Here is a 26231-nt window from a genome sequence, read left to right on the forward strand (position 1 = left end):
GGCTCCCGCAACCACATTGTATTAATCGTTGAAAAACGGTTAATACTGCGACACTAGCTCAGCTGGTAGAGCGCAACCTTGCCAAGGTTGAGGTCATCGGTTCGAACCCGATGTGTCGCTCCAAATTTTGACTTTCGATTCGTCGAAAGTAAGTATGTAGAAATACATACGACGATGGTGCCTATCATCGCAATCAAGAATTGCGTGCCCTGGTGGTGGAATTGGTAGACACAAGGGATTTAAAATCCCTCGACGTTCGCGTTGTGCCGGTTCAAGTCCGGCCCGGGGCACCATCTTTAAGAAAGCTCACCGAAAGGTGGGCTTTTTTTTCGTCTGTTGATCTTACTCTTCGGCCTCTAAGCTACGATGTAACTCGTGTCTGTAGGCTTCTCTCCAAGCAAGAAAAAGTAGAACTACTTTTCTGTATCTTCGTTCTTAAAATACACCCACGTCATTATCATCATGCCTATTGCTAGGATGTTGAGAGAGTATCCAGTTCTTTGATTTGCTGGGATGTCGATTGGGCCAGACCAATTTGAAAAATAGATAGAAAAACCAGTAGTGAAGTAGAATTCCGTACTAGGGAGAGTTGTTGCGGACTGCATTAAATAGAAAATAATTAGCATCCATTTACCAATACGGTACTGCAAGGAAACGAGGAGGCAGCTGAGGTAGCCAAATAGCAAATACACTATATAGTCAGCACGATATGTTGAGTTGTAGTCATAGGTGTCATATTCGATGGATGATGCTGAAACCAGTAATATCAGGGTGAAACCAACAACGAGCATCTTTGTTTTGTCCATAATGAATACACCACTGATAAAACAATTAATTGATGCTAGCACTGCGCAATAGTGACACGCAAATTTTGCAGCCCGTCGCGTGAAATGAAAACAGCAACCGCTTAACCTGAAACACCAATCGCATTTTAATTTAAACGGTTTATTTACTTTCTCATTAAACGGGTGGTAAACACGTTTTGAGGTGGTCTTAAACCTCTTTCCACCTCACGTTATACTCCAACATCTCATCAAACTCGCTGATTTCTCGCTTCATTGTTCGTTGTCCGTCATGAGTCATAAAACCTTGATGGTATGAAGAGCAAGATCTACCATGTTTCAAGGAAGGCTAAATGCGAGAACCCAGACAACTATCTGATTACACGGAAGAAGAGTTCTTGGATCTCGTGACCAAAATTTGTAGAGCTGATGCGCCATCAGAAAGTGAACTGGATGCATTAGTTGATCACTTTGAAGAAATCACAGAGCATCCTGATGGTGCAGATCTGATCTACTACTACCCAGAAATAGAACAAGATGGCACGCGTGTCAGCAATGTACGCATAGTAAAAGAGTGGCGAGCGTCGCAGGGTCTATCAGGGTTAAAGCATTGCCCATAATCCCACTTTTTAAACCGTGTTGGCTGTGTTTAATGGAGTCCTGAACAGTAGGAAAGGTGAAGAGAGTATATTGATGGACGCCAAATATAGCGAAATGCTTGGTCTGACTTACGAAGAGTTGTTGAAAAACAGCGCATTTTTGTCAGCAATTGGCGGGAATGTACCACGTGATGTTGATCCTGCTTTCGATACGAAAGTTCAGTTTTTAAACTGGTTTAAACGATGATGAATGCTCAAACCGCTTGAACCCAACCAAAAGCCGCGTTGTTTTCTCCTAATAATGTAAAACCTCGACCTGTAAACAGGCCGAGGTTTTTATTTAGGTGAGAGTAAGAACTACCCCCAATACTTTCTGATTACCTGATTTGCGCTAAGTAGGCTCACGTTGTCAGAAAAATTGATAAGTTCCTGTATCTCGTGGGGCTTGTGGCAATCTTCGGCAAGGTACACATCCCCCAAATCAGGATTCAGATATGCATAGCGTTGACCTAATAACATATTTGACTGCTGGGGAATTTCATTCGTCGAAGTGCCATTCAGGCACATGTTTAGAATTGGGTTCTTTTGGCTGTCATTTACAAAAAGAGGTGGTACTTTACTTCCAGTGTATTCCAGTTCACCTTTGATATTTAACCACTGTTCAGAACCCCATTCTGTTGTATTGCTAGGGTTGTCTAGATAGTTTTTCATGAAGCCAGTGCCAAAGCAGATAACCGAGATTTCTTCTAGTTTATGACCCTGTTCAACGGCCATACACACTGCTGCAATCGTTGGATCATGATTTACATAAGCGCCGTCTACGAAATAACCCAAAACCTCAGAGCCATGAACCGATTTACGAACTTCAGCGCTAGGACACATCCCTTGCATTGCTCCGCTGGCAGTAATGGCTTCTGTCAGAGAAACGTTTCCGGTGGGTGAATAAGCCAGGTTATTAAACAGTGCCATGCCCCAAGAGTTATTCGTTACGACTTCGTATTGAGAGCCAGGTTGGCGTTGCTCGTGTTGCTGGACGTTAAATGAAGGAAACATCAGATCAAAGCTATCGGACAAATCAAACATGCATAGTGACGCAAGCTTGGCAGCATCGAGGTCTGGTGAAATTAGCTTTCCGAGTTCACCAAGAAACTCATCCATATGGTCTGAGGTTAATATGGGACGTTTAGGATCGCCTTGTTTGCCATTGCTAAACGCAGCCGGCATGACGTCGATATAAAGCTTGAGGAGACATTCAAGAGCGCTGTTCACATCCTTTTCAGTTTCAAATGTGTTGTATTTTTTATACAAAGCTAAGAAGCCTGAAATGATGGAGCCTGTAGAGCAACCAGTGAGCATATCCGCACTTTGAAGTAAGCCTGGATTTTCTTCTTGCAGTCTTTGTAGCATTTTTACTGACATTAAACCACGCTCACCACCACCACAGAAGCTCAAGATTTTGTATGTAGACATGAATATCTCCGCATTGAGTTTTAAATGATTGCCTAGTAATGCAGGCAGTTCTAATGCTAGGTTCATGTGCTTCTACCGCAAGGTCATGTTACCAAATAGTTAAATAGTTAACGCTTCGTCACTTTCCTTTGTAATACTTAATTTGTCAGTTACATTCTTCCTGAGTATTTAATCGAACTGTGAATGTTTTATCTCTAAGCTTCTAAGTAACGCCAATATACATTCAAAAATTCTATACTTCACTGCACATACAGCCCTCAAGAAGGCAACGGAAACAATGTGTTAACATGTTGAATAGAATAACTATTTTTGCACTCAATGGCATAACTGTGAACCCTTCTAAAATTATTAAACGCTATGTCGAAAAATAGCTGCTAAAAATCACGTTAATCTATTGATAGCCTTGTTGGTTGTCCTATTAATTTATAGCTTGAATTTAATCGCAAAGCACTTAGCTAAAAATGCTATTTGCCAAAAAATAATGTGTATTGAAGGAAAACTATGAAGAAGTCCGCTATCAGTTTATTGATCTCTGCCGCTCTGTTGTCCCCTGTAACACTTGCTGATGCACCAAACACTGATCTTCAATTAATGCCTTACCCAAGCTCGGTCTTTCTCCAAGAAGGCAACACCGAGATTAACCAAGATTTTTCTTTGTTCATTTCAGGTTATAGCTCTGAGCGCGTTGAAAAACTGAGCCAACGCATTATCGATCGTGTGCAAAAACAAACAGGTTTGCTACTCAACAATCCGATTGCAGAAAAGCAATCAGATGCGACCTTAGTGATTGATATAAAAGCGGCTTCAACGTCTTTGGTACAGACTATTGATACCGATGAGTCTTACAAAATCACTAGCAAAAATGGACAGATCACGCTTTCATCGGCGTATCCTGACGGCGCAATTGATGGCGCAGAAACCTTCTTGCAATTGATAACGACGGATGCAAACTCAACCTCTGTACCGAACGTGATAATCGACGATGAGCCACGCTTCAAACACCGTGGCTTGTTGATCGACTCATCGCGACATTTTGTTGAGCTTGAAACCATCAAGCGCCAAATCGACGGCATGGCATCGGCGAAGTTGAACGTACTCCATTGGCACCTTACAGATGACCAAGGCTGGCGCATCGAATCAAAAGCCTATCCATTGCTTCAAGAAACATCGCTTGGTGGGCAGTTCTACACACAAGAAGAACTTAAAGACGTGGTAGCGTATGCACGCGATCGCGGTATTCGCGTTATCCCTGAAATCAACCTGCCATCGCACGCCAGCCAAATTGTAAAGGCGTACCCTAACCTCGGTTCAGGTGATGCATCAAATTATGAGGGCACTGCGGAGTGGGGTGTGTTCCCACCGCTACTCGACCCAACCAATCCAGATGTATTTACTTTTGTTGATGCAATTGTGTCAGAGATGGCAGCCATTTTCCCTGACAAATCCCTGCACATTGGGGGTGATGAACCCTTGTATGGTGAATGGGAGAAGAACGCAAAAATTCAAGCGTACATGAAAGAACAAGGCATCAAAGATCCTCGTGCCTTACAAGCCTACTTCAATGCCAAAGTTCAAGAAATCCTAGCAAAATACGACAAAGACATGAGCGGTTGGGATGAAATATTCCACCCTGATTTGCCAAAGACAATCACAATCCAATCTTGGCGTGGGCATGAATCTCTTGCTGATGCTGCAAAAGAAGGCTACACAGGCATTCTTTCCACGGGTTACTACATTGACCAACCTCAGCCAACGAGCTATCACTACCGTAACGACCCAATGCCGTCAGGATTGACCGTTGATGACGCTCTGCACAGTGGTGAGACGTTCGAAACCTACACGTGGAGCAAACCACGTGGTAAAGGATCTGACCGAACCGGAACCCTGACCATTATCACTGACAAAAACGGTCAAGCGCGTGCATTCACTGATTATGCAGGCAAACCTCGCGCTGAAGTGGTTGTCACGGAATACGAAGCAGGCAAACGTTTCGTCGGTCATTTCGACAACTTCATGTCTTACACCAATTTCGTGTTAGACATGGAAAACGGAATGATTGAGGGTGAGACCTCATATCAAGTTATTGGTAACGTTCGTTGGCCAACCTTTGGCGATAAGACTGCGGGTACCGATATGGCAGGAACCGTTATTCCTGACAACATCAAACCCTTCACGCTTCCTAAGAACCTAGAAAAGCAAATTTTGGGTGGTGAGATGACACTGTGGGCCGAAAACGTATCTGACGAAACGCTGTCAGTACGTTTGTACCCACGTGCCTACGCGATTGCAGAACGCTTATGGTCACCAAAAGAGCTCACAGACGAAGATTCTATGTACGAACGCATACAATCTGTATCTGCGTGGGCTACGGTCTCTGTTGGCTTAGATCATGAAACCACGCCATATACCATGCGAGTTCGATTGGCGGGTACCACCGATGTAACCGCGCTAAACACCTTGGCCACGTATATTGAACCCGCTCAGTATTACGCGCGTAACTGGATCAAATTCAACAATGGTGTTTATCATCAATTCGAACGCTTGAATCGCTATGTCGATACCTTACCAGTCGAATCTTACCGTATACGCGACATGGAAAAACTGGCTCTGTCTAACGAAGAAAAAGACATCCTCACACTCCAGGGTGACTTTTATAAAATTATCGCCAATCACAATGCGGTGGTTAGCCTAATGGCAAACAATCACGCCATGAAGGATTCTATTCCAGTTGCTGAACACGCATTCGCGATGGCGAAATTAGGAAACCTACTGATTTCAAAAAAACTCAGTAATGAAACCCTAAATCGCGCAGAGTTCACGAAATACGCGAAGCAGATTTCCGACTCTGCGCAACCGCAGGATGAAATCATCGTTGCCTTGGTTAGACCGGTAGAAGTGCTTCTGCAATCGTTAAAGAAATAACAGTTCCATTACGCTCGTAGATTTTAAAATACCAAAGCCTAGGCCATTCCTAGGCTTTTTTGTCTTGCTTTTATTTTGATCACGGTGATTTTCTCAATTGACGATGAAATTAGTTTTTATTTGTCTCTGTCTTTTTCACCCGCCGTTGTCACAACAATTCTTCCTTTATTCATTATTCAAAAACTGTGTTGTGAGCTGGCGTTTCAGTTATTACGTTGATAGGCATGTCACTAGCTTTTCGGCGCATCTCCAAGCAACAAAACGTTTTCTATCACTTTGTTTAAAATCGCTGTCACTCCAAGCTTAAGTGGATTTAGGCTAGCGCGCTGAACAACTAAGGGGACGATACGTCCTACAAGTCTATTTGCACAAAGGAGTGTGTAGTGAGAATAAGTCCAATTAAAGTAACCAATCTTTTTATCGCAGTTTTGGCTCTGGTGAACGTAAATGTTACTTCTGCCTCCGTTCCTGTTGGTTACTATTCAGATAAGATCAATGATCGCGTTATTGCATTTAATCCAAGAACAATGGATGTACTCAATATCATTTCAACAAACGGCGCGTCGCCTTATCCAATAGACAACGCGGGTGACAAACAGGTCTACGTCACTACCCGAGCTTCGAAATCTCTGGATGTCATAGATAAAGAGAGTATGCAGCTGGTCGAGACGATACATTTGTCCCACTATCCTCGTTCAGTGACATATAACAGCACCAATAAGCTGGCGATCGTTTCTGGTGTGAGAAAGCCAGTGACCAGTGTGATTGAAACCAAAACTAACCGTGTTGTTGGTGTCGTGGGAGAAGAAATGTTGGCTCGTCCAACTGGCTTCGGTGGTGGTCTAGCAACTGGGCATCCATTTTGGCTTACCGAAGATAAGTTTTTGTTGCTTGACCGTGAAAAGCGAAAAATCGATCTATATCGGGTAAACAAGCTTGGCACCGATAACTACACCGTAGACTATCTATACACGCTGGATGTGCCATCGTCCGTTCATCACATTATGTCGGTACCGAAGGCGACTGGTTTTCAGAAGGACCTGTTTTACGCTGTAGCAGAAGGGGCACCGAAAGAAGGGATTGCGCCAGCTATCGTTGCATTCGAACTCTCTGGTGATCAGCTCTACCACAGTAACACCCTGTTTTTGTCTTCTGATGAAGAGACGGTTGGCGGTATGGGGGCTCACCACGCATCATTCCATCCAGATGGCGTGCACATCTATGTAGGCTCTAACGAAGGTCAAACATTTGTCGTGAACAGAACTGAAATGCGTGTGGTGAATACGATCGAAACAGGCAAAGGGAATGGTCATACAACGATGATTCCAGGACGAATGCTGGCTGTTTCTACCAATCACTCTGATACATTCATGACAGTGATCGATTTGAACACGCACAAGAAACTTACAGATATTGAAGTGAGTCAGCTTTCTGCTTCGGCGTCGAACAAAACGCAGTCTCATACCTCTTCGTTTGATCCAAAGAACGACAGATACTTTTACACGGCGGCAAGTAATGATGGTTCAATTCTTGAGATTGATTTAGAGACGTTGTCAGTGTCTCGTCAAATTACGCTTAATGGCAGCTATCCAATTCAAGGTGTTTACGTTTGGTAAGTGATAAATAGGAAAGGTCTCTAACGCCCTAAGCCAATTAAAAAAGCCAGTCAGTTTTCTTACTGGTTTTTTTGTCGTTTATTTTTGGGTAACACGCATTGGAAATAAGCGACTTTCTTGTTCGCTCTGGTTGTCAGCATCCAGACTGATGACCGACTCTCAATCCTGCTAAGTGCATGCTGATAGCCGTTGATGAAAGCGCGGCAGGCATAGTTCCCAGTACATCTGAGTGGCTTACCCACGGGTAGGGAAGTTTAGCGAGCCAATCAAACAGTGTGGATTCTACGTCGTTGGGTAACACACTCATGTCGTGAATCTCTATAGTTAATTGCTTAGCCCCGCCAGGGGTATTGTTGTCAAAACACCAAGCGTAATCACCAAAGCCCACTTTTATCTCCCCTGACGTTTTGTTTTTCATGCCCACTAACCAGCCGCAATGCAGTGAGTCTTTTGTCTGTTTCAGTGTGTCGGTCAGGCAAAAGGTGTAGATGTTTTCATTGTTGGCGTTGAAATCGCGACATAGCGTGTCCGTTATTTTTTCTAAGCCCTCTGTGCGAGGAGGAAAGGCGATGTTGCTCGAGTCGACCTTCATCGATAAAACGGCCTCTTCTGTGAATACGTTTCTCATCAAATGTGGTTTGTTGTTGTCTTTGGCGAGCACATACATGGTGACGGCGTTGTGCTGCTTGCTGAGCATTTTCGCGTTTCCTTATGCTGGTCATCCGTGGCGTTTTAATGTTGCAGAGCGGCGTGTTTCCGTCCAATTCCTTCTTTTTACGCGTAGCGATAAATAAAACTGATGTGAACTGTCGCGTCCTTGAGAAACGCTAATTAAATGCTGTCTTACGCGAATTAGCTGAATCTAGCGGCACTTCTCTATCGTCCCGACTAAGTGTTTCCCCAAACACGAAACCAGAAGTTTGGAATTTCCCGCTTAGAAACCTTTGTCGATGGTCTGGTTTTCGAACGATATACGTGGGCGTTTACGTGCTCCAAGGGCTGGGTTAATCAATAGGACGATAATATGAAGTACATAATTGCGGCGGCGACCTTGGTAACACTCGTGGCGTGCCATGATGACAATCATGCAGTAACACCGACTCCTCCTTCCCCTGAATTTACTGCCACTAAAACCTATGTGTTAGCGCTCAACGGACGCCAAGCGGTGCCCATGAATGACTCTATACGCATGGCAAGTTCAACGGTGCAACTGGATGAAAATACCCAACAACTGCAAGCAACGCTCGACACCGCTAATTTGCCAGAATTCACCGCAGCGCATATTCATGCCGGTGATATTGGTGAAACAGGCGGCGTTGTCTTTCCATTTAATACGCCGGATTCAAATGGGTTAGCCAGTATTGATGTGAGCGACCTAACCGATGAACAGCTTCAAACCCTGCTAAGTGGTGATTGGTATATCAATCTGCATACAACGCTTGTTCCATCGGGCGAAGTGCGAGCGCAAATTGTGCCGAATACCACCACGATTTACACCTTCGAGGTGGATAGCGAACAGGAGGTTCCAGCTGTGACGAGTGCGGCGACGGGCGATGGTTATGCGGAATATGACAGCGAGAGCAAGGTGTTGAATTTGCGTGTTAACACAGATGGAATTGACGATGCGACAGCCGCGCACATTCACACTGGCGATGTCGGGAGCAATGGCGGTGTGCTGGTCGTTCTCGATCAAGATGCGGAAGACAGCAGCGTGTGGACAGCACCTGAAAACACGGAAATTGATGCCGCTACCTTGGCCGTGTTGAACGCGGGTGGTTATTACACCAACTTCCACACACCAGCGAACCCTGGGGGTGAAATCCGTGGGCAGGTGCTGGCAGACAACTACGTGTTATTGACGTTCCCATTGTCAGGCAGCCAAGAAGTGCCTGCTGTGACGACAGCGGCTAAAGGTGATGGTTATGCGTTGGTTGATAAAAACAGCGGTGCGTTGACCTTAAAGGCGATAACGACAGGTGCTGCGGATGCTACCGCCGCACATGTTCACACTGGTGCGAGCGGTTCAAACGGTGGTGTGTTGGTTGCATTAGAACAAGAGACGGGTGATGCAAATATCTGGAATGCTCCGGCGAACACGGAGTTAAATGCGTCGGCATTGACCACGTTTGTGTCCGGTGGGAACTATGTGAATGTCCATACCCCTGCAAATGCGGGAGGTGAGATTCGAGGACAAATTGACTAAATATTTCCCCTCAAGATAACGTCCATACCAGCCGATGAACAACGCTAACGGACTAAGTGTTGTTCACGGCGAGCAAAGTTAAAACGGCCTAATAGGGCCGTTGTTCACGCTTGGCATATTTAAAAAGAGAATTGATTGAAAAACGTTACTTTTGAGGGTTTTTGAGCAGTTTCTTTTTTCCCACGTGATTAAATATTCAGCATCAGTTAATCAATGGAGAAAGACAATGAGCGTAAGAGTCACCCTTAATTGCAACGTTAAAGCAGGTCAGCATGAAACGTTATTGCCTTTTCTAGATAAGAACTTACCGAATGTGAGGGGGTTTGATGGCTGCTTGAGTGTGGACGTCTATTTTGATGAAAAAGGCGAGGAAATGCTGTTAGAAGAAGAGTGGTTAAGCATTGAAAAGCATCAAGCATACATAGGTTACATTCAGCAAAATGGCGTACTAGGTGAGTTGGCAGCATTCTTTTCGTCGGCACCTGTCATTAAGTATTTTCACAAAGAAAGTGTTTAGTTAAGCCATATAAAACAGCTAGCTAACACGTTAACCAAATGGATGCAGATCATCATTTGGTGTTCGTGCCTCACGAGTTCCAACTCATTATTCATGCCGCTCAGCGATGTGGGGTTCAGTGATGCGTTGGGCGTGAGCTTTACATAAATAGGGAATGTTTATGAAAACCTTAACGAAGTTTGTCTTTTTTGTTGTTCTATCAATCACCGCAAATATTGCTAGCGCAGCGTCCTCCAAAATCGGAATTTTGGTTTTCGATGGCTTTTTAACAAGCGATGTTACTGCACCTATAGAAGTGTTTGGGGCGGCAACCAAGAAGTCATGGTTTTCTTCTTATGAAGTTGTGGTGATTTCTGCCACAGAAGATAAGACCGTGATTTCTGAAGAAGGCTTAAAGGTGGTCGCCGATCAAACCATCTATGACACGATAGAGCTGGATGTTCTTCTTGTTCCCAGTGCCTATGACATGGGTGATTATATAGATAACGACAACCTCATCGGCTTCATTGAAAAGCAGGGGGCATCCGCATCGTGGATGGCTAGCAATTGTTCTGGTGCTTTTCTTTTAGGTGAAGCGGGCATTTTGGATGGAAAAAAAGCCACTACATGGGCAGGTGGTGAAAAAGACCTAGCGATGTCGTACCCAAAAATAAACGTTCAATATGACCAGAACGTCGTGATTGACGGTAACGTTATTACGTCAAATGGCGGACCAGTTAGCTATCAGGCAGCATTTGAATTACTGGCAAAACTTAGCTCAGAAAAATTCGCTAACGAAATATCTGAGTCGATTCAATTCAACAGACTTGATCGAGCATTCAGGCCATAGTCGGTCGCTTTACCTGACCGAGGAAATCGATTTTCTTTTGCACAGAAAACACATAAAAACGGTTCACACGCTTATGCCTGTGAGCCGTTTTTATTTGCGGATTATTTACGGAAAAGCCTATTGCAGATAAACGGACTCGTTGGCTTTATCCACTTCGGTTAAAAACAAATTCAACAGTTCTGTGCCTTTCTCGCCATGGGTTTCTTTAATGTACTCAATCACGCCAGGCTGCGTGGCGTCGCTCATTTTCTGACGTGCTGTCGCGGTGAGGGCGTTGATCTTCATTTTCGATTTCAGACCTTCAATGCCACGGTCGCTAGACGCTTCGATCAGACGGGACAAGCCACGGTTTGAGCTTAATGCGATTTCGACGGCATCAGAGACAATTTTCTGTTGTTCAGCGGTAAGGCCGTCATAAAAGTCTTTGTTGATCATGAAGGTGTAAGGTGCGAACAAGTGATTTGTCAGCGTTAGGTAACCTTGCACTTCATTAAATTTGGCAAACGAAACCGTCGGGATTGGGTTCATTTGTCCGTCGATCACGCCCGTTTGCAGTGACGAGTAAACTTCACCCCAAGACAAAGGGTACGCCTCAGCACCCAGAGATTGAATGATCTTCTGATGAGTTGGCAGTGTCATGGTACGAATGCGTAGCCCTTTAAAATCATCAAGCGATTCAAGCGGGCGCTTTGAGTTGGTGACGGAGAAAAAGCCGCCTGTATCGGGGAAGCCCAAAACTTTGACATCTTTTAGCTCGCTCTCAATATCTCGCGCTAATGCCTGACCGAATTTCCCATCTAGGACTTCATAAGTGGACGCGTTGCTGGTGAAAGCAAAAGGGACATCCAGTACACCGATTCGTGGGTAATAACCTGCAAGTGGGCCGACAGGTGCCAATGTTCCCTGCAACTGACCATCACGAACCATTTGGATGTGCTCTTTCGCCGTACCAAGTTGGTTGCTCGGGAAAACCTGTACTTTAATTTCGCCGTTAGTGGCCACTTCGACAATATTTTTGAATACACCCGTGAACGCGTGCGCCGGGTTTTCCATCATGTCCGCTTTGTTGTCATGACCGATACGAAGCACTTTCTCAGCCATAGCAAAAGGTGCTGACAATAAGGTAGTGGCGAGCGCTGCTGCGATCAGGGATTTGTTGATGGTTTTCATAATCACTCCATTGTTATGCTTGCTTCCAATAGCGCTCGCGTGGTGCGTCGCGCTTTGTGAAGCCTGTAGGGGTTAGAGAACAAACGTAAACGTGTTGATTAGTAGCCAAGCAGACGAGGGATGAAGAGCACCACGTCTGGTGTGTAAGCGATAAAGAACAGCAACAGGAGTTGGCCGATCAAAAACGGCATGAGTTCTTTAGCGATCCCTTCAATTTTTGCGCCAGTGACGGAAGAAAGCACAAAGAGGCAGGCACCAATGGGAGGCGTCATCAGGGATATATTGAGTGCCAGCACAAAAACAATGCCCGCATGCAGTGGGTCCATGCCAATTTCGACCGTGAGTGGGATCAAGATAGGGGCGAGGATGATCAACATAACGTTGATATCCATCAGCATGCCAACGGTCAGCAGTAATACGATGATCAGCGCGAGAATGACGTGTGGGTTATCTGAAAAAGACACAAACACATCCGCGATCATTTGTGGGATCTGATTGAAACTCAGCCACCAACCCAATATCGATGCGGAGCCAATGATGAGGTAAATCACCCCTGAGATTTGCGCAGTACGCACAATCATGTGGTACAAGGCGCTCAAGCTAAGGTTGCGGTAAACAAAGGTACCGATGATTAATGCGTAAGCGACAGCAATCGAGGCTGCTTCTGTCGGTGTAACAATACCGAAGACAATGCCACCTAAGATGATGATGGGCATAAGCAACGCAAGGCTGGATTTGCGGAACAAATGCAACACCTGCATTAACGAAGCGTGTTGTTGGCTCTTGGGTAGGTTCTTACGTTTTCCCGTTGCTGCAATGATGGCCATACAAACAAAACACACCAAGAGCCCGGGCAAAATACCTGTGGCAAATAAGCCTCCAATAGATACACCCATTAACGAGCCGTAGACCACCATAATGCCTGAGGGCGGTATCGTTGGCCCTATGATGGAACCTGCGGCGGTAACGGCACATGCATAGTCTTTGGTGTAGCCTTCTTTTTCCATTGCTGGCACTAAGGTACGGCCAAAGGCAGCTGCGTCAGCGGTAGCAGATCCGGTGATCCCTGAGAAAAAGACCGACGCCAACATGTTTGAATGGGCAAGGCCACCTCGAAAATGCCCGACTAAGGCTTGTGCCAAATGAACCAAGCGGCTAGTGATGCCGGTGTGATTCATTATTTCACCGGCGAGAATGAAAAACGGCATGGCAAGAAATGGAAAGATGTTTAGTCCGTTAAAAATTTTACTGGGCGCCAATGACGTAAAATGCGTACCGCCGATTTCGTACATGCCCAGTAGCCCAGCAACGCCTAAAGCGATGGCAATGGGTGCACCTATTAGCATCAAGATAAAGAATAATGCACCAACCATCAGATGTTCTCCTCTTGCGGGGCGAGTGGGTTTTTATCAGGACCGTTGGAAAGCGAAAGTGCATCGTCCAATAAGTTCAGGAATGCTTGTACAGCGGATAGTCCGAATGTCACAGGAATGGCGGCATAGGCGTAAGCCATTGGCATGCCAAACACGGTTGAAAGTTGGCTCGCACCTTTTTCGGTAAAGGCGATGCCGAGGTAGGCGATATAAGCAAAGAAACTGACCGTGAGGACACCAATCAGGAGTTTGAGGGCGCTTTTCACTTTTTCGGGGAAGTGCTTGGTAACAAACTCTAATCCCATGTGCTCTCGATTGGCGGTGCAGCAAGGCACTGCCATGAGAATGGCCCATATCATGATGTAACGCGCCATCTCTTCTACCCAGACCAATTGCAGCCTGAGCCAATAGCGATCCAGTACGCCTAGCCAGACATCCAATATCAGCAGCGTCATGAGAATAGCGACCACGATTTGGTTGACCTTGTTCAATGAGCGCTTTATCGCTTTGATGTTTTTTAATAAGACGTCGGTACTGTTCATGATGTATCCCAATTCATGATTTAAGGCGTCAGTTTTTGACTGTTTAATGAGCAAAACCTTAATCCTGTGGCACAGAATTAACCGTGATCCCGATCGCGAATCGCTCAATGTGTGATAGTTTCTAACATTAACAAAAGACGAGTTTCAGTAAGCTGTTGTTTTATTGTGGTTATTTAATTTTCACTGTGTTGGCAAGGTGCAAAGGGTGTTTGAAAAGTAACATACGTGGAATGCCAGAAAGCATGGTGAAGACAAGATGTTTAGGGGCTTGTGTAGATAGAAAGTAACACCGTGTAGGCGGGGATATTTGTGCAGGAAGTGTGATTGCGATCAATCAGGCTAAGAGGGTGTGAAGGGTTGCTTGGCGGCAATTTGGTGTCAATGTGGGGGCGATGGAATCGCGACATTCAACCAAAGAAAAGGGCGCGTTGCGCCCTTTGAAATCTGATTCACTGGTTAGTGAAAAGCTAAACCGACATTAACGGTCAAGCAAAAACTAGAACCAAGCAAATACTAAAACCAAGCTAATACTAAAAATAGGTATCTAGCCATTTGGTGACAAAGCCCGTTTCTTCTTCAACCCCAATATAGCGCCATTTGTCGAACGTCAGGCAAGGGTGCGACGTTGAAAAGGCGATGACATCACCAACTTTTAACGCGCCTGCCTGTTCAAACTCGACAAAAAGGTGTTGGTCCATGATGTTAGTGCTGACTAGCGACGGAAGCGGATGTTGTTCGCCATCTCGGTAAAGCCTGACTGCGCGAGGTAGCCCTGCATCAAAAGCGGCGTCACGTTTACCTAAACCAATGATGGCCTTGCCGGTTTCTGGAACAGAAATAACGTGGGCATAAAGCACTAATGCTGAAATTAAATCACCGCCAATACGACAGGCCGTGCTTGTATCCCGTTGAGATCTCGCCATGACCGCGTTTTGCGCGTCTTGGTATATGCCGTCGTCATGAATGAGGTAGCAACCCGGTCGGATAATGGTTGTCAGATCCTGGGTGTTGGCAAACTCTTCTGCCACCACGTCGTACCATGCGGAGCCTGCACCCGTGACAATCGGTTTATCGAGCTCAGATAAATCTATCAACGACTCGGCAAGCGCGACAGCACCTTTCACAAACGTTCTGACTAGGTGTTCAGCGTTATCTTCTCCGTGGTCGCCATGAATCACACCTTCATAAAACTCAACACCCGCAAAGCGTAAGTGGGTCGCCTTGGCGATGTCTTCTGCCAACGCTTTTACTTGCTGGTGACTACGACAACCGCAGCGGCCTCCAGCGATGCCCAGTTCAATCAAAAGCGGGACGGTCAATTGCCGACGTGATGCCGCCTCTTGCCATTGTTCGACCAAATATTGGCTATCTACACAGGGGTAGATGTCTACGCCTTTGTGTTCAATGAGATCCAATACGGCGTTGATGTTCGCTAATCCCACGATTTGGTTAGGAATGATAATGCGTTTTGCGCCCGCTTCTACAGCAACCTGAGCTTGTGCGGGACTTGCTACAGATATTCCCCAAGCACCTTGTTCTAACTGCATGTTGAACAACTGCGGTGACATGGTGGTTTTGCCGTGGGGGCAAAGGTTCACGCCGCTCTGATCGGAGAAGTTTTGCATCCATTGCGCGTTATGAATCAACGCTGATTCAGACACGACAGCGGCAGGCAGTGGTAAGTCAGATAGTAAGGAATATCGACCGTTTGGTTTGAGTGTCAATGGCACACCTTTCGCCCCCTGTTCAAATGGTAGGGAGTCCGTTGGGTGATAATAACTATCAAATTTCACTTCTTTGTCCGACATGAGTTGACGCTCCTAACATGCAATGGATTGCGCGTGGAATAGGGTTTTAGAATAATATACAATGCTTACCATGTTGGAAACTATCAAACAATTCAAGTCTAAATGTGCGCGTTATCACTTTATCGCCACACTCGACTCGCTACGATAATGCCAGAGGTAATCGGAATGACGATGGAAGTAGATATCCTTTCTCAAATCTCACAACGGTTCGATGCTTTGCGAGACGCTGAGAAGAAAGTCGCTAAATGTGTCATGGACAATTTAGCGGGCGCGGCAAGTTCAAGCATTACTGAGCTTGCGGAAGAAGCGCAAGTGAGTGAAGCGACGATTACACGTTTTGCCAAAGCCGTCGGCTGTAAAAACGTGCGCGATTTGAAAATGAAATTAGCGCAATCTTTGGCGGTCGGGCAACGATTTATCAATGAACCTGTTGAGCAGACAGGCGTTCACGGCGTGTATGAATCCATCAAACAATCCATGGATTTGAACCGAAAACTGTTGGATGAAAAAGACATTGAAACTGCCGTCAATTGGCTACACAACGCTCGGCAGATCATCGGTATTGGCATGGGCGGCGGCTCCACCATGGTTGCGCAAGAATTACAGTTTCGTTTGTTCCGTTTAGGTTACGCCGTGTCGACGTATCACGATGGGTTGTTGACACGCATGGTAGCCGCAACCGCAGACAGCAGCGATGTCATGGTTATTTTGTCGGTGACCGGTTACACCCCTGGCGTTTTGGATGTCGCGCAATTAGCCAAACAATATGGTTTGAAGGTGATTGCAATAACCCAAGCACAATCGCCGTTGGCTGAAATCAGTGATTTGACCTTGCCGATAGCCACGCAGGAAACCGATTTTATTTATAAACCTTCCGCATCCCGCTACGCGATGTTGGCCTTGGTTGATGTATTAGCGATGCAATTGGCAGTGACACATAAGCGCCGTTCTCGTGACCGATTAAGAAGATTAAAACTTGCTTTGGATTCTTACCGAGGCGGGGGCGACAGACAGCCTCTGGGAGATTAACCGTCAACAATGAGATCGTTATGAGATACGACATGCTAATTGCTGGAGCCACCGTCATTGATGGTCTAGATAGCGAGCCTTTCCAAGCTGACGTGGCAGTGATTGATGATGTCATCGTCGCTGTGGGTCAATTGAATGCGTCCGACGCTGACACTGTCATCGATGCAAAAGGATTGGTGCTGAGCCCCGGCTTTATTGATGTTCATACTCATGATGATACCAATGTCATCAGAATGCCCGAATGCCTGCCGAAGATATCTCAAGGCGTGACAACCACCATTGTTGGCAATTGCGGTATCAGCGCGTCACCTGCGGTGCTTCATAACGCACCACCTGATCCAATGAATCTGCTCGGTGAGCAACAAGATTTTCAATACCCTACCTTTGCAAGCTATGCGGCCGCGGTGCGAGAAGCGCAGCCAGCGGTCAATGTTGCCGCGCTGGTGGGGCATACGACATTGCGAAACAATGTTATGGACGACCTGTATCGCACGGCTACGCAAGACGAAATTGCCGTGATGCGAGCACAGCTAACACAAGCACTCGATGACGGCGCGTTAGGCTTAAGCACCGGCTTGGCATACGCCAGTGCAAAATCGTGTGATGAAGCGGAAGTTCTGTCATTAAGCGAAGCACTCACCCAAGCCAATGCCATCTATACCACGCACATGCGAACAGAGTTTGAAGGTATTTTGGATGCCATGGATGAAGCATTTCGGGTGGGGCAGCGCGCGAAAGTCCCTGTGGTTATCTCCCATTTAAAATGTGCGGGAGCAGGCAACTGGGGAAGGACGACGGAAGTGCTGGAAAAGATGGATTACACCCGAAAGTCACAAGACATTGGCTGTGATTGCTACCCCTACACGGCAAGCTCTTCCACGTTAGATTTGAACCAGGTCACCGATGAATTTCCGATTTTCATCACCTGGTCGAAACACCATCCCACACTTGCCGGACGCATGCTCTCTGACATCGCTGACGAGCTTAACGTGAGCCTCATGGAAGCGGCAAAGTCCCTTCAACCTGCGGGGGCGGTATACCACAATATGGATGCGCAGGATGTTGAGCGAGTGCTTCAATATCCGCTCACCATGATAGGGTCTGACGGATTGCCAAACGACCCACATCCCCATCCTCGCTTGTGGGGAGCATTTCCGCGAGTCTTGGGCTATTACAGCCGTGACCGGGGTTTATTTCCTCTTAAGACAGCGATTTACAAGATGACAGGGTTATCGGCAAAGCGTTTTAATTTGGCGAGACGAGGCGAAATCAAAGTCGGTCACTATGCCGACCTGGTGCTGTTTAATCCAGAAACTGTCAATGACAGCGCCAGCTTTCAAAAGCCGATTCAGGCCGCCACCGGCATTCACACCGTGTGGGTCAACGGGAAAATCAGTTATCAACAATCTATCGGTGTTCAGGGAAGGCATGGTCGATTTTTATCAAGAAATGACGCCAAACTGCCCGATGATAACGCCGACACTCATTCAGTAATGGAGACACACTCATGACAATCAAACGATATGGTGCCGAAGGCGGTACGGGTACTGGCGGGCAACATTTACCTTTTTCTCGTGCAACTGAAGCCGGCGGCTTTTTGTATGTGTCGGGTCAAACGCCAATGATTGACGGAGAAGTGGTTGAAGGTGGCGTGGTTGAGCAGTCACGTTTGGCGATTCAAAACTGCGTCGACATCATGGAAGAAGCAGGGTACGGCCTTGCTGACGTGGTGCATGTGAAAGTGGTACTGACAGATTCGCGCTACTTCCAGTCGTTCAATAAAGTCTTTAAAGAGTACTTTGGCGAACACCCACCTGCCCGTATTTGTATGGTGTGTGATTTGGTGGTGGATGTGAAAGTAGAAGTCGACGTGACGTGTTATCGCGCAGATCGCGTTTAACGTTCATTTGGCATGACAGAGTGAATTGAGACGAAAATGGATACCTATCAGGTCGCTTTAGTGGGTGAATGCATGGTGGAACTCAGTGGGCTTCCGTTGACGCGAACCTATGGTGGCGACACCCTTAACACCGCGCTTTACCTCAGCAGATTACTCGCTGAGTCAAATGTGAACATTCGCTATGCGACGGGTTTGGGGGATGATTCGATCAGCGAGGAAATGCTCGCGCATTGGCAAAACGAAGGCATTAATACGCAGCTGGTCTCGCGTATTGCTGGAAAAATGCCGGGGTTATATTTGGTCGAAACTGACGCCGACGGTGAGCGAAAATTTCACTATTGGCGCAATGACAGCGCAGCGAAACATTACTTTGATGGGGTTTCTCCTCTCGAGCATTTTGTCCAAGAAACGGGTTTGGATCTCTTGTACTTCAGCGGCATCAGCATCGCTATTTTGCCCACAGAGAACCGTCGGAAATTACTCACCCTGATCCAAAAAGCCAAACAGCAAGGCACCACGATAGTCTTCGATAACAACTACAGACCGCGCTTGTGGCCTGATGGCGACGCAAAAACGTGGTACGCAGATTGTTTGCGCTTAACCGACCTAGCCTTGATGACCGAAGATGACGACTTGGCCATATGGGGAGACATCGATATTGAGCAGCGTTGCCGTGAGTTTGGCTGCCAAGAAGTGGTAATTAAGCGAGGTGCCCAGCCGTGTACGGTGATCAGCGGTTTACAACAAGCCCAAGCCGAGCATTTTCTTGTTGCGGGAGAACGGGTCGAGAATGTTGTGGATACCTGCGCCGCGGGGGATTCTTTCGCTGCGGGTTATCTCGCCGGATATATCAATCAATGGCCTGTTGAAGCACGCGTGGCATTGGCCCATAAGCTTGCCTCGACCGTCATCCAATACCCTGGGGCGGTGATCCCGAAAACGGCGATGCCCAAATTACAGCTGTTCTGCCCAAAATGAAGCCGCCAGCGACAACCTAATAGCGGCCACATTGATTTAACGTTAACTGGAATGATTTAGGAGCCTCCCATGAGCCAACCGTCGAGCGAGAATATTTTTAGCCAAGTGGCGAAACACAAAATTGTGCCCGTGATTCAAATTGATGACATTCATCATGCGAAGCCGTTGGCAGATGCCTTGGTGGAAAATGGACTGCCGGTCGCAGAAGTGACGTTTCGCACGGATGTCGCCGCGCAAGCCATTAAGATCATGCGAGAAAGCCAACCCGATCTGCTGGTGGGGGCGGGAACCGTGTTAACCACAAAGCAGGCCGACGCAGCATTGGCAGCAGGGGCGATGTTTGCCGTGGCGCCGGGGCTAAACCCGAACATCGTCAAGTATTGTCAGAAAATCGGTTTGCCGATGGTGTCAGGGATAAACAACCCGAGCCAAATTGAACAAGCGTTAGCGCTTGGCATGACCTTTGTGAAGTTTTTCCCCGCCGAGGCTTCAGGTGGTATCGCCATGGTAAAAGCGCTTTTGGCGCCTTACCGAGATATTCAAATGATGCCAACTGGGGGGATAAGCCCTGCGAATGTGAAGGACTATTTGAGTCTTGATCGCGTTGCGTGTTGCGGCGGTACGTGGATGGTGCCTGGTGAGCTCATGAAACAAGGTGATTGGGCGGCGCTGAGTCACTTGATCCGCGAAGCCGTAGCACTTGTTGAATAACGCTTAAACAGAAAACGGACACGGACATTCGCCATGGAAAGGCTCATGGCGAATCGGATGCTCGAAAAACAAATCACTGGCGTGCAATTGCAAACGGTCCGCCAGTTGTTCACTCGATTCACTGTTATAGAGGTCACAGCCAAGAATGGGGTGTCCCATGTACTGGCTGTGAATGCGTAACTGATGCGTGCGCCCTGTCAGGGGAGTGTATTGCACTAAGCTTCGACGCGGGTGCTCAAATCGTTGCAACACTGAGTACTCACTGGTGGAAGCTTTGCCAGTGATAGGACAAATCTTCACGCAAGGGAATAGCACCTTGTCTTTCGCGATTGGCGCAGTCACTTGCCCATGATCGTCAGCCACCCAACCTTCTAGCATGGCGATATAGCGCTTTTGAATCGTGCGCGCTTGAAACTGCTTATTGAGATGCTGCCCCGCAGAAGCGTGTAACCCCACGACCATAATGCCTGATGTGCCGAAATCTAATCGATGTGGCAGCATTGCTTCTGGAAATGCGGGCGTTTTTCCCTCCTGACCATTCACCAAACGGTAGTGAACCGAATCCCAATTAAGCGGGTTTTTTCCCGATAAGCTGAATAGGCCGCTAGGTTTGTTGATCAGCAAGATATCGTCATCTTGATACAAGATCTCTATGAAGCCTTCGCAAACAGGGGCAACAAAGTTATCGACGATAGTGTGAGCTTGATTTTGGTTTTCGGTGTCGGCACGAGACATATAAAACTTTCCGATATTGATACGCGAGTGATATACCCAAGCAACCTCAAGAGGCCGGGGTATAGTACCTTTTACCTCTGGTACAAGCATCATAAGAAACGTCCGATCTTGCGCATTCTCAGCGCTTGTCGAGTACTGGAAATTAGACATTTCTTCTCTCTTTCTATCCACTCACCATTCGCAGGAAAGGCCTGTCTTACCCGTTTTCAAATGCACTTTGTTTCAATTGTGTTTAACTTTTTATTGCCGAGACAAAAAATTCACTTGTGTTCAAAAAGTAGCTTTGTTATTTTTCGCAACAATCTCGAACATCGCGCTTTTCGAGACACACGCGACACGGTGATTAACGCCTTGGTTTGATACCCATTTCACACGTAGTTGTCGCAAGTAGGTATTGGAGAATAGTTCTCCAATAGAAGGGCATTAATAGTGCTGTCCGGCCTGAGAAAGGCTTGGGGCATATTGAGGAACCCAACTGTGATTAAGTCATATACTCATTTCAGCTTTGTCTTACCCAACTGCAGTATTATTACTGAGCCTTGATCTTTCCGATCGATTGAGACGCATTCTTATCGTTTGAGTGGTTCCCCACGGCATGACCGTGCTGCTCGGCGTACCTGAACTCGCGTTTCAACACACACTTTGGTTTCCGATGACGACGTATGATGCGTTGATCACGGGTATTTCCCGAATTTTTCGGGGGTGTGCGCGACCTACATTCTGACGTTTGCTTTCCTCATCGCTTATAAAAAGTGCTTGGGAACCGTGTACGTCGATTAAACAGAATGCAGGGAGTGGAACATGGAAGATCAAGAAAAATGATTAGCTTCACCACTGACATCCAAGACACAAAAGCAACCCAAAACGTGCCCGTTCTAGACGGTTTACATGATCTTACGCCTGATGAGCTTTTGCTGAGTCAGGAACATTATGAATCCGAGGTTCGCTCTTACCCGCGTCGATTACCTCTCGCCATTGCGAAAGCATCAGGCGTGATGGTGGAAGACAGCCGCGGTCAGGTCTATCTCGACTGCCTCGCTGGTGCGGGTACGTTAGCATTGGGGTATAACCACCCTGAAATCAATCAAGCACTGATTGAACAGCTCAATGCCGGTATTCCTTACCAAACGCTCGATATCACGACGCCTGCTAAAGATCATTTCATCCGTGAGTTGATGGCATTCTTGCCACAAGATTTTGCTGAAAACGCCAAAATTCAATTCTGTGGTCCTTCGGGTGCAGATGCCGTTGAAGCGGCGATTAAATTGGCGAAGCAAACCACGGGTCGCAATACCATGGCTGCGTTTCATGGTGCATACCATGGCATGACAAACGGCACCATGGCGCTAATGGGCAACCTCGGTACCAAAGAGCGCCGTCAAGGTCTGATGGCAGACGTGCACTTCTTGCCTTTCCCTTACAGTTTGCGCTGCCCGTTTGGTTTGCATGGCGAGCAGGGTGCTCGACAAGGTTTGCGCTATATCGAACGCATGTTGGCAGATGATGAAAGCGGCGTTCAGAAACCAGCAGCCATCATTGTTGAGCCTGTTCAAGGCGAAGGCGGTGTCATTCCAGCCCCTGCATTCTGGCTACAAGAATTACGTCGTATCACGGAAGAACACGGCATCCTGCTGATTTTTGATGAAATTCAGTGTGGTATCGGTAAAACGGGCACGCATTTCGCGTTTGAAGAAGCGGGCGTCACACCGGATATTTTGTGTCTATCGAAAGCGGTCGGTGGTGGTTTGCCGATGTCTTTATTGGTGTTCAACAAATCTATCGATACGTGGAGGCCGGGCGAGCACACGGGCACATTCCGTGGTAATCAATTAGCCATGGTTTCTGGCGCGAAAGCGATGGAAATTATTCGTCGCGACAATTTGGCACACAAAGCGGCAGTGACAGGTGAATACCTGCGCCGTGGCCTGGAAAAAATCGCTGAGAAAACCAGCTGTATCGCCGAAGTGCGAGGGCAAGGCCTGATGTTGGGTGCTGAGATTTGTGACCCTGAAGGCAATAAGAACGCATTCGGTGAACCGCTAGCTGCACCTGAGCTCACCATTGCTATCCAACGTGCAGCCCTTGAGCGTGGCTTGATCATCGAAAAAGGTGGACGAGAAGGGTCGGTGTTGCGATTCCTGCCGCCAATCATTATTACTTTTGAGCAAATCGACTTTGTATTGAAAGCGCTGCAAGACGCGATTGAATCTTTGGTTGAGCCGAAACCTGTGGTGCAGCCTGCGGATACGCTGCAAGCAAACTGGCGTGATCACTTTATCCACGTGGGTAAAGAGGGTGCAGACGGCTTCGAAGCTGCGATGAACCAAAGTACGCAAGCGTTGAAGAAGCTATTTGAATCGACTGAGTCTCCGTATTCAGGTCTCGATCCTACCGTGCTACATTCACAAATTCGTCGTGCGCAACTAGGCGAGAACCCTCAGCCTCTTGCTAACGTGATTGAAGAAACCAGCGAGCTGATTGGCAAGAACTCAATCATTGTTCAGCATCCTCATTGTATTGCGCACCTTCATACCCCGCCCATGTTACCAGCCGTGGCGGCAGAAGCGTTTATCACCGCGTTGAACCAGTCAATGGACTCGTGGGATCAAGCCAGTGCTGCAACCTTTGTTGAGCAAGAAGTGACGGATTGGCTTTGCCAACGCTTTGGTTTTGATGACAAAGCCGATGGCGTGTTCACCAGTGGCGGCACACAAAGCAACTTGATGGGCTTGTTGATGGCGCGTGACCACATTATCAATACCATCAGTGGTCATAACGTGCAGAAAGACGGCTTGCCAGATTATGCCGATAAGCTGCGTGTTGTGTGCTCGAAAAACTCTCATTTTACCATGCAAAAATCAGCGTCTTTACTTGGCTTGGGTGAGCACGCGGTTGTCTGCGTCGAGACTTACAGCGATGGCACGATCAGCATTGAATCTGCTGAAGAAGCGATTACTGCGCTGAAAGCGGAAGGTCTGATCCCATTTGCGATCACCGGAACAGCGGGAACCACCGATCACGGTGCGGTTGACGATCTGGATGACGTTGCTGACTTGGCACAAAAATATGGCATGTGGATGCACGTTGACGCTGCCTATGGCGGCGCGTTGATGCTTAGCCGTCACCATGCGCGTTTGGAAGGCATTGAGCGTGCGGATTCTGTGACAATCGATTTCCACAAAATGTTCTTCCAGCCAATTAGCTGTGGCGCAGTGATACTCAAAGATAAAAACCACTTTGGCTTCATTCGTCACCATGCGGACTATCTCAACCGTGAAGAAGACGTGTTGCCTAACCTGGTCGATAAATCCATTGCGACCACGCGCCGCTTCGATGCGCTGAAAGTGTGGATGACGCTGCAAAACGTCGGTCCTCAGGCTATCGGCTCTATGGTTGATCACCTGTTGAACCAAACGCAGCGTGTTGCGGACATGCTCAACAATCGCTCCAACTTTGAGTTGTTGGCAGCGCCATGTTTGTCGACCGTGTTGTTCCGCTACAAGGGTTCAAACAAACGGATGGATTTGGATGCGCTGAATAAACAAATCCGTCTAGATGCCCTAGTGCAAGGGAAAGCCGTTGTGGGTGAAACCGTTGTGGATGGACACGTCGCACTGAAATTTACGCTGCTTAATCCGTGCCTGTCTTTGGCAGATCTCGAGCAGTTACTGACTGAATTAGAAAGTCTTGCAGACGAAATCGTTAAGCAGGCTGGTGTTTAATTTTACGTTCAATGTTGCTTTAGAGCGTATTGTTTTAGAAAGGATTTAAAATGGCTATTTTACAAATTGGTGCAGGCGGCGTTGGTTGGGTTATTGCACACAAAGCGGCACAAAATAACGATGTATTTGGTGATATTACTATCGCATCTCGCACAGTGAGCAAGTGCGACGCCATCATTGCGTCCATAAAAGGCCGTAACAACCTTAAAGACGAGAGCCGTAAACTGGAATCTCGCGCGGTAAATGCAGATGACGTTGAGGCGCTGGTGGCGCTGATCAAAGACGTTCAACCTGATCTGGTGATTAACGCGGGTCCTCCGTGGGTGAACGTGGCGATCATGGAAGCCTGCTATCAAGCAAAAGTCTCTTATCTTGATACGTCTGTTGCCGTAGATCTTTGCTCTGAAGGGCAAGAAGTGCCAGAAGCGTATGACCCACAATGGGCATTTCGTGAAAAATTCGAACAAGCGGGCATCACAGGTATTCTTGGTGCGGGTTTTGATCCGGGCGTGGTCAGTGTTTTCGCGGCTTACGCAGTGAAGCATTTGTTCGATGAGATCGACACCATTGATGTGATGGATGTGAACGCTGGCGATCACGGTAAGAAGTTCGCGACCAACTTTGACCCTGAAACCAACATGCTCGAGATTCAGGGCGACTCGTTCTACTGGGAAAACGATGAGTGGAAAAAAGTACCTTGTCACACCCGTATGATGGAGTTCGACTTCCCGCTAGTAGGTAGCCACAAAGTCTACTCAATGGCCCATGATGAAGTGCGTTCGATGAAAGAGTTCATCCCTGCAAAGCGCATTGAGTTTTGGATGGGCTTTGGGGATGCCTACCTGAATTACTTCAACTGTATGCGTGACATTGGCCTACTGAGCCCAAACCCGATCACCTTGCAAGATGGCACTGTGGTTGAACCGCTGAAAGTGCTTAAAGCACTGTTGCCTGATCCAACATCACTTGCACCGGGCTACACAGGAAAAACGTGTATCGCGACGTGGGTGCAAGGTACTAAAGACGGAAAAGCACGCAGCGTATTGATTTATAACAATGCGGATCATGAAGTGGCGTACAAAGATGTTGAGCATCAAGCGATTGCTTACACCACGGGTGTGCCTGCTATCACCGCTGCGCTGCTTTACTTTAAGGGTGCATGGAAAGGTGAAGGCGTGTTCAACATGGAGCAACTTGACCCAGACCCGTTCCTCGAATTGATGCCGTCAATTGGTCTTGATTGGGGCGTGGAAGAGCTAACCCCGTCTGAGCCTGTTATTAATATCTTGAAGTAATCTCTGCCATTGGGCTCGCTTGTCACTGAC

At 47.2% G+C, this 26231-nt stretch carries 21 protein-coding genes and 2 tRNA genes; 16 read left to right on the top strand and 7 right to left on the bottom strand.

The genetic code is table 11. The features are described 5' to 3' along the window. The first annotated feature begins 47 nt into the window (after positions 1–47). From A1OO_RS05580 to A1OO_RS23545, 4 genes are all read left to right on the top strand, one after another. Positions 48–123: transfer RNA gene (locus A1OO_RS05580), tRNA-Gly, on the top strand. Between the two features lie 83 nt (positions 124–206). Further along, positions 207–293: transfer RNA gene (locus A1OO_RS05585), tRNA-Leu, on the top strand. Positions 294–1135: 842 nt separating this feature from the next. Further along, positions 1136–1402: a bacteriocin immunity protein gene (locus tag A1OO_RS05595; protein ID WP_017004849.1), complete on the top strand. Its 267-nt coding sequence runs from the start codon at positions 1136–1138 to the stop codon at positions 1400–1402. A 73-nt stretch (positions 1403–1475) separates the two neighbouring features. Continuing rightward, positions 1476–1628, top strand: a complete 153-nt coding sequence (locus tag A1OO_RS23545; protein ID WP_017004850.1) for a hypothetical protein — start codon at positions 1476–1478, stop codon at positions 1626–1628. Positions 1629–1738: 110 nt separating this feature from the next. On the opposite strand, the gene A1OO_RS05600 is transcribed toward A1OO_RS23545, so the two are convergent. Further along, a complete protein-coding gene (locus A1OO_RS05600; RefSeq protein ID WP_017004851.1) occupies positions 1739–2917 on the bottom strand; it encodes a patatin-like phospholipase family protein in 1179 nt (392 codons plus the stop codon). Positions 2918–3352: 435 nt separating this feature from the next. On the opposite strand from A1OO_RS05600, the gene A1OO_RS05605 reads away from it, so the two are divergent. Beyond that, a complete protein-coding gene (locus A1OO_RS05605) occupies positions 3353–5773 on the top strand; it encodes a family 20 glycosylhydrolase (protein ID WP_017004853.1) in 2421 nt (806 codons plus the stop codon). A 383-nt stretch (positions 5774–6156) separates the two neighbouring features. Beyond that, entirely contained in the window at positions 6157–7389 is a 1233-nt protein-coding gene (locus A1OO_RS05610) for a hypothetical protein (protein WP_016958923.1), read from the top strand. 133 nt (positions 7390–7522) lie between these two features. Here A1OO_RS05610 and A1OO_RS05615 read toward each other — a convergent pair whose 3' ends face one another. After that, a complete protein-coding gene (locus tag A1OO_RS05615) occupies positions 7523–8086 on the bottom strand; it encodes a hypothetical protein (protein WP_017004856.1) in 564 nt (187 codons plus the stop codon). Positions 8087–8413: 327 nt separating this feature from the next. Between A1OO_RS05615 and A1OO_RS05620 the strand changes: the two genes are divergently transcribed. The 3 genes from A1OO_RS05620 (at position 8414) to A1OO_RS05630 (ending at position 10938) form a co-directional block, all read left to right on the top strand. Continuing rightward, positions 8414–9592, top strand: a complete 1179-nt coding sequence (locus tag A1OO_RS05620; RefSeq protein WP_017004858.1) for a CHRD domain-containing protein — start codon at positions 8414–8416, stop codon at positions 9590–9592. Positions 9593–9818: 226 nt separating this feature from the next. Then, positions 9819–10109, top strand: coding sequence for an antibiotic biosynthesis monooxygenase (locus A1OO_RS05625; RefSeq protein ID WP_016958920.1), 291 nt, complete (start codon positions 9819–9821; stop codon positions 10107–10109). Positions 10110–10269: 160 nt separating this feature from the next. Continuing rightward, complete coding sequence (locus tag A1OO_RS05630) at positions 10270–10938, top strand: DJ-1/PfpI family protein (RefSeq protein ID WP_017004861.1); 669 nt, start codon at positions 10270–10272, stop codon at positions 10936–10938. A 117-nt stretch (positions 10939–11055) separates the two neighbouring features. Here the strand turns inward: A1OO_RS05630 and A1OO_RS05635 are convergent, their stop codons facing one another. From A1OO_RS05635 to A1OO_RS05650, 4 genes are all read right to left on the bottom strand, one after another. Beyond that, positions 11056–12108, bottom strand: a complete 1053-nt coding sequence (locus A1OO_RS05635; RefSeq protein WP_017004863.1) for a DctP family TRAP transporter solute-binding subunit — start codon at positions 12106–12108, stop codon at positions 11056–11058. Positions 12109–12206: 98 nt separating this feature from the next. Then, positions 12207–13481, bottom strand: coding sequence for a TRAP transporter large permease (locus A1OO_RS05640; RefSeq protein WP_017004865.1), 1275 nt, complete (start codon positions 13479–13481; stop codon positions 12207–12209). Next, entirely contained in the window at positions 13481–14023 is a 543-nt protein-coding gene (locus A1OO_RS05645) for a TRAP transporter small permease (RefSeq protein ID WP_241819047.1), read from the bottom strand. The genes A1OO_RS05640 and A1OO_RS05645 overlap by 1 nt, the downstream gene beginning before the upstream one ends. Before the next feature lie 530 nt (positions 14024–14553). Continuing rightward, the gene (locus A1OO_RS05650) at positions 14554–15831 is read right to left on the bottom strand and encodes an amino acid deaminase (RefSeq protein ID WP_017004867.1); all 1278 of its coding nucleotides are present in this window, start codon (positions 15829–15831) and stop codon (positions 14554–14556) included. 165 nt (positions 15832–15996) lie between these two features. On the opposite strand from A1OO_RS05650, the gene A1OO_RS05655 reads away from it, so the two are divergent. The 5 genes from A1OO_RS05655 (at position 15997) to A1OO_RS05675 (ending at position 20449) form a co-directional block, all read left to right on the top strand. Beyond that, on the top strand, positions 15997–16860 hold the full coding sequence (locus A1OO_RS05655; protein WP_026024061.1) for a MurR/RpiR family transcriptional regulator: 864 nt from the start codon (positions 15997–15999) through the stop codon (positions 16858–16860). A 20-nt stretch (positions 16861–16880) separates the two neighbouring features. Further along, positions 16881–18371, top strand: coding sequence for an N-acyl-D-amino-acid deacylase family protein (locus A1OO_RS05660; protein ID WP_016958913.1), 1491 nt, complete (start codon positions 16881–16883; stop codon positions 18369–18371). Further along, a complete protein-coding gene (locus A1OO_RS05665; protein WP_016958912.1) occupies positions 18368–18760 on the top strand; it encodes a RidA family protein in 393 nt (130 codons plus the stop codon). The genes A1OO_RS05660 and A1OO_RS05665 overlap by 4 nt, the downstream gene beginning before the upstream one ends. A gap of 36 nt (positions 18761–18796) precedes the next feature. Then, positions 18797–19738: a sugar kinase gene (locus A1OO_RS05670; RefSeq protein WP_017004870.1), complete on the top strand. Its 942-nt coding sequence runs from the start codon at positions 18797–18799 to the stop codon at positions 19736–19738. A gap of 69 nt (positions 19739–19807) precedes the next feature. Continuing rightward, positions 19808–20449, top strand: a complete 642-nt coding sequence (locus A1OO_RS05675) for a bifunctional 4-hydroxy-2-oxoglutarate aldolase/2-dehydro-3-deoxy-phosphogluconate aldolase (RefSeq protein WP_017004872.1) — start codon at positions 19808–19810, stop codon at positions 20447–20449. Between the two features lie 3 nt (positions 20450–20452). Here A1OO_RS05675 and A1OO_RS05680 read toward each other — a convergent pair whose 3' ends face one another. Further along, entirely contained in the window at positions 20453–21184 is a 732-nt protein-coding gene (locus A1OO_RS05680) for an RluA family pseudouridine synthase (RefSeq protein ID WP_017004874.1), read from the bottom strand. An 818-nt stretch (positions 21185–22002) separates the two neighbouring features. Here A1OO_RS05680 and A1OO_RS05685 point away from each other — a divergent pair. Beyond that, entirely contained in the window at positions 22003–24906 is a 2904-nt protein-coding gene (locus tag A1OO_RS05685) for a pyridoxal phosphate-dependent class III aminotransferase (protein WP_017004876.1), read from the top strand. A gap of 50 nt (positions 24907–24956) precedes the next feature. Then, positions 24957–26201 (top strand): carboxynorspermidine synthase, encoded by a 1245-nt coding sequence (locus A1OO_RS05690; RefSeq protein WP_017004878.1) that lies wholly within the window; start codon positions 24957–24959, stop codon positions 26199–26201. Positions 26202–26231: the final 30 nt, after the last annotated feature.

The organism is Enterovibrio norvegicus FF-33, assembly GCF_000286835.2.
In the GTDB taxonomy this organism is placed as follows: domain Bacteria; phylum Pseudomonadota; class Gammaproteobacteria; order Enterobacterales; family Vibrionaceae; genus Enterovibrio; species Enterovibrio norvegicus_A.

Coding starts and splice junctions, on each gene's coding strand:
- A1OO_RS05595 (WP_017004849.1), top strand. CDS start 1,136: ATGCGAGAACCCAGACAACTATCTGATTACACGGAAGAAGAGTTCTTG.
- A1OO_RS23545 (WP_017004850.1), top strand. CDS start 1,476: ATGGACGCCAAATATAGCGAAATGCTTGGTCTGACTTACGAAGAGTTG.
- A1OO_RS05600 (WP_017004851.1), bottom strand. CDS start 2,917: ATGAACCTAGCATTAGAACTGCCTGCATTACTAGGCAATCATTTAAAA.
- A1OO_RS05605 (WP_017004853.1), top strand. CDS start 3,353: ATGAAGAAGTCCGCTATCAGTTTATTGATCTCTGCCGCTCTGTTGTCC.
- A1OO_RS05615 (WP_017004856.1), bottom strand. CDS start 8,086: ATGCTCAGCAAGCAGCACAACGCCGTCACCATGTATGTGCTCGCCAAA.
- A1OO_RS05620 (WP_017004858.1), top strand. CDS start 8,414: ATGAAGTACATAATTGCGGCGGCGACCTTGGTAACACTCGTGGCGTGC.
- A1OO_RS05625 (WP_016958920.1), top strand. CDS start 9,819: ATGAGCGTAAGAGTCACCCTTAATTGCAACGTTAAAGCAGGTCAGCAT.
- A1OO_RS05630 (WP_017004861.1), top strand. CDS start 10,270: ATGAAAACCTTAACGAAGTTTGTCTTTTTTGTTGTTCTATCAATCACC.
- A1OO_RS05635 (WP_017004863.1), bottom strand. CDS start 12,108: ATGAAAACCATCAACAAATCCCTGATCGCAGCAGCGCTCGCCACTACC.
- A1OO_RS05640 (WP_017004865.1), bottom strand. CDS start 13,481: ATGGTTGGTGCATTATTCTTTATCTTGATGCTAATAGGTGCACCCATT.
- A1OO_RS05645 (WP_241819047.1), bottom strand. CDS start 14,023: ATGAACAGTACCGACGTCTTATTAAAAAACATCAAAGCGATAAAGCGC.
- A1OO_RS05650 (WP_017004867.1), bottom strand. CDS start 15,831: ATGTCGGACAAAGAAGTGAAATTTGATAGTTATTATCACCCAACGGAC.
- A1OO_RS05655 (WP_026024061.1), top strand. CDS start 15,997: ATGACGATGGAAGTAGATATCCTTTCTCAAATCTCACAACGGTTCGAT.
- A1OO_RS05660 (WP_016958913.1), top strand. CDS start 16,881: ATGAGATACGACATGCTAATTGCTGGAGCCACCGTCATTGATGGTCTA.
- A1OO_RS05665 (WP_016958912.1), top strand. CDS start 18,368: ATGACAATCAAACGATATGGTGCCGAAGGCGGTACGGGTACTGGCGGG.
- A1OO_RS05670 (WP_017004870.1), top strand. CDS start 18,797: ATGGATACCTATCAGGTCGCTTTAGTGGGTGAATGCATGGTGGAACTC.
- A1OO_RS05675 (WP_017004872.1), top strand. CDS start 19,808: ATGAGCCAACCGTCGAGCGAGAATATTTTTAGCCAAGTGGCGAAACAC.
- A1OO_RS05680 (WP_017004874.1), bottom strand. CDS start 21,184: ATGTCTCGTGCCGACACCGAAAACCAAAATCAAGCTCACACTATCGTC.
- A1OO_RS05685 (WP_017004876.1), top strand. CDS start 22,003: ATGATTAGCTTCACCACTGACATCCAAGACACAAAAGCAACCCAAAAC.
- A1OO_RS05690 (WP_017004878.1), top strand. CDS start 24,957: ATGGCTATTTTACAAATTGGTGCAGGCGGCGTTGGTTGGGTTATTGCA.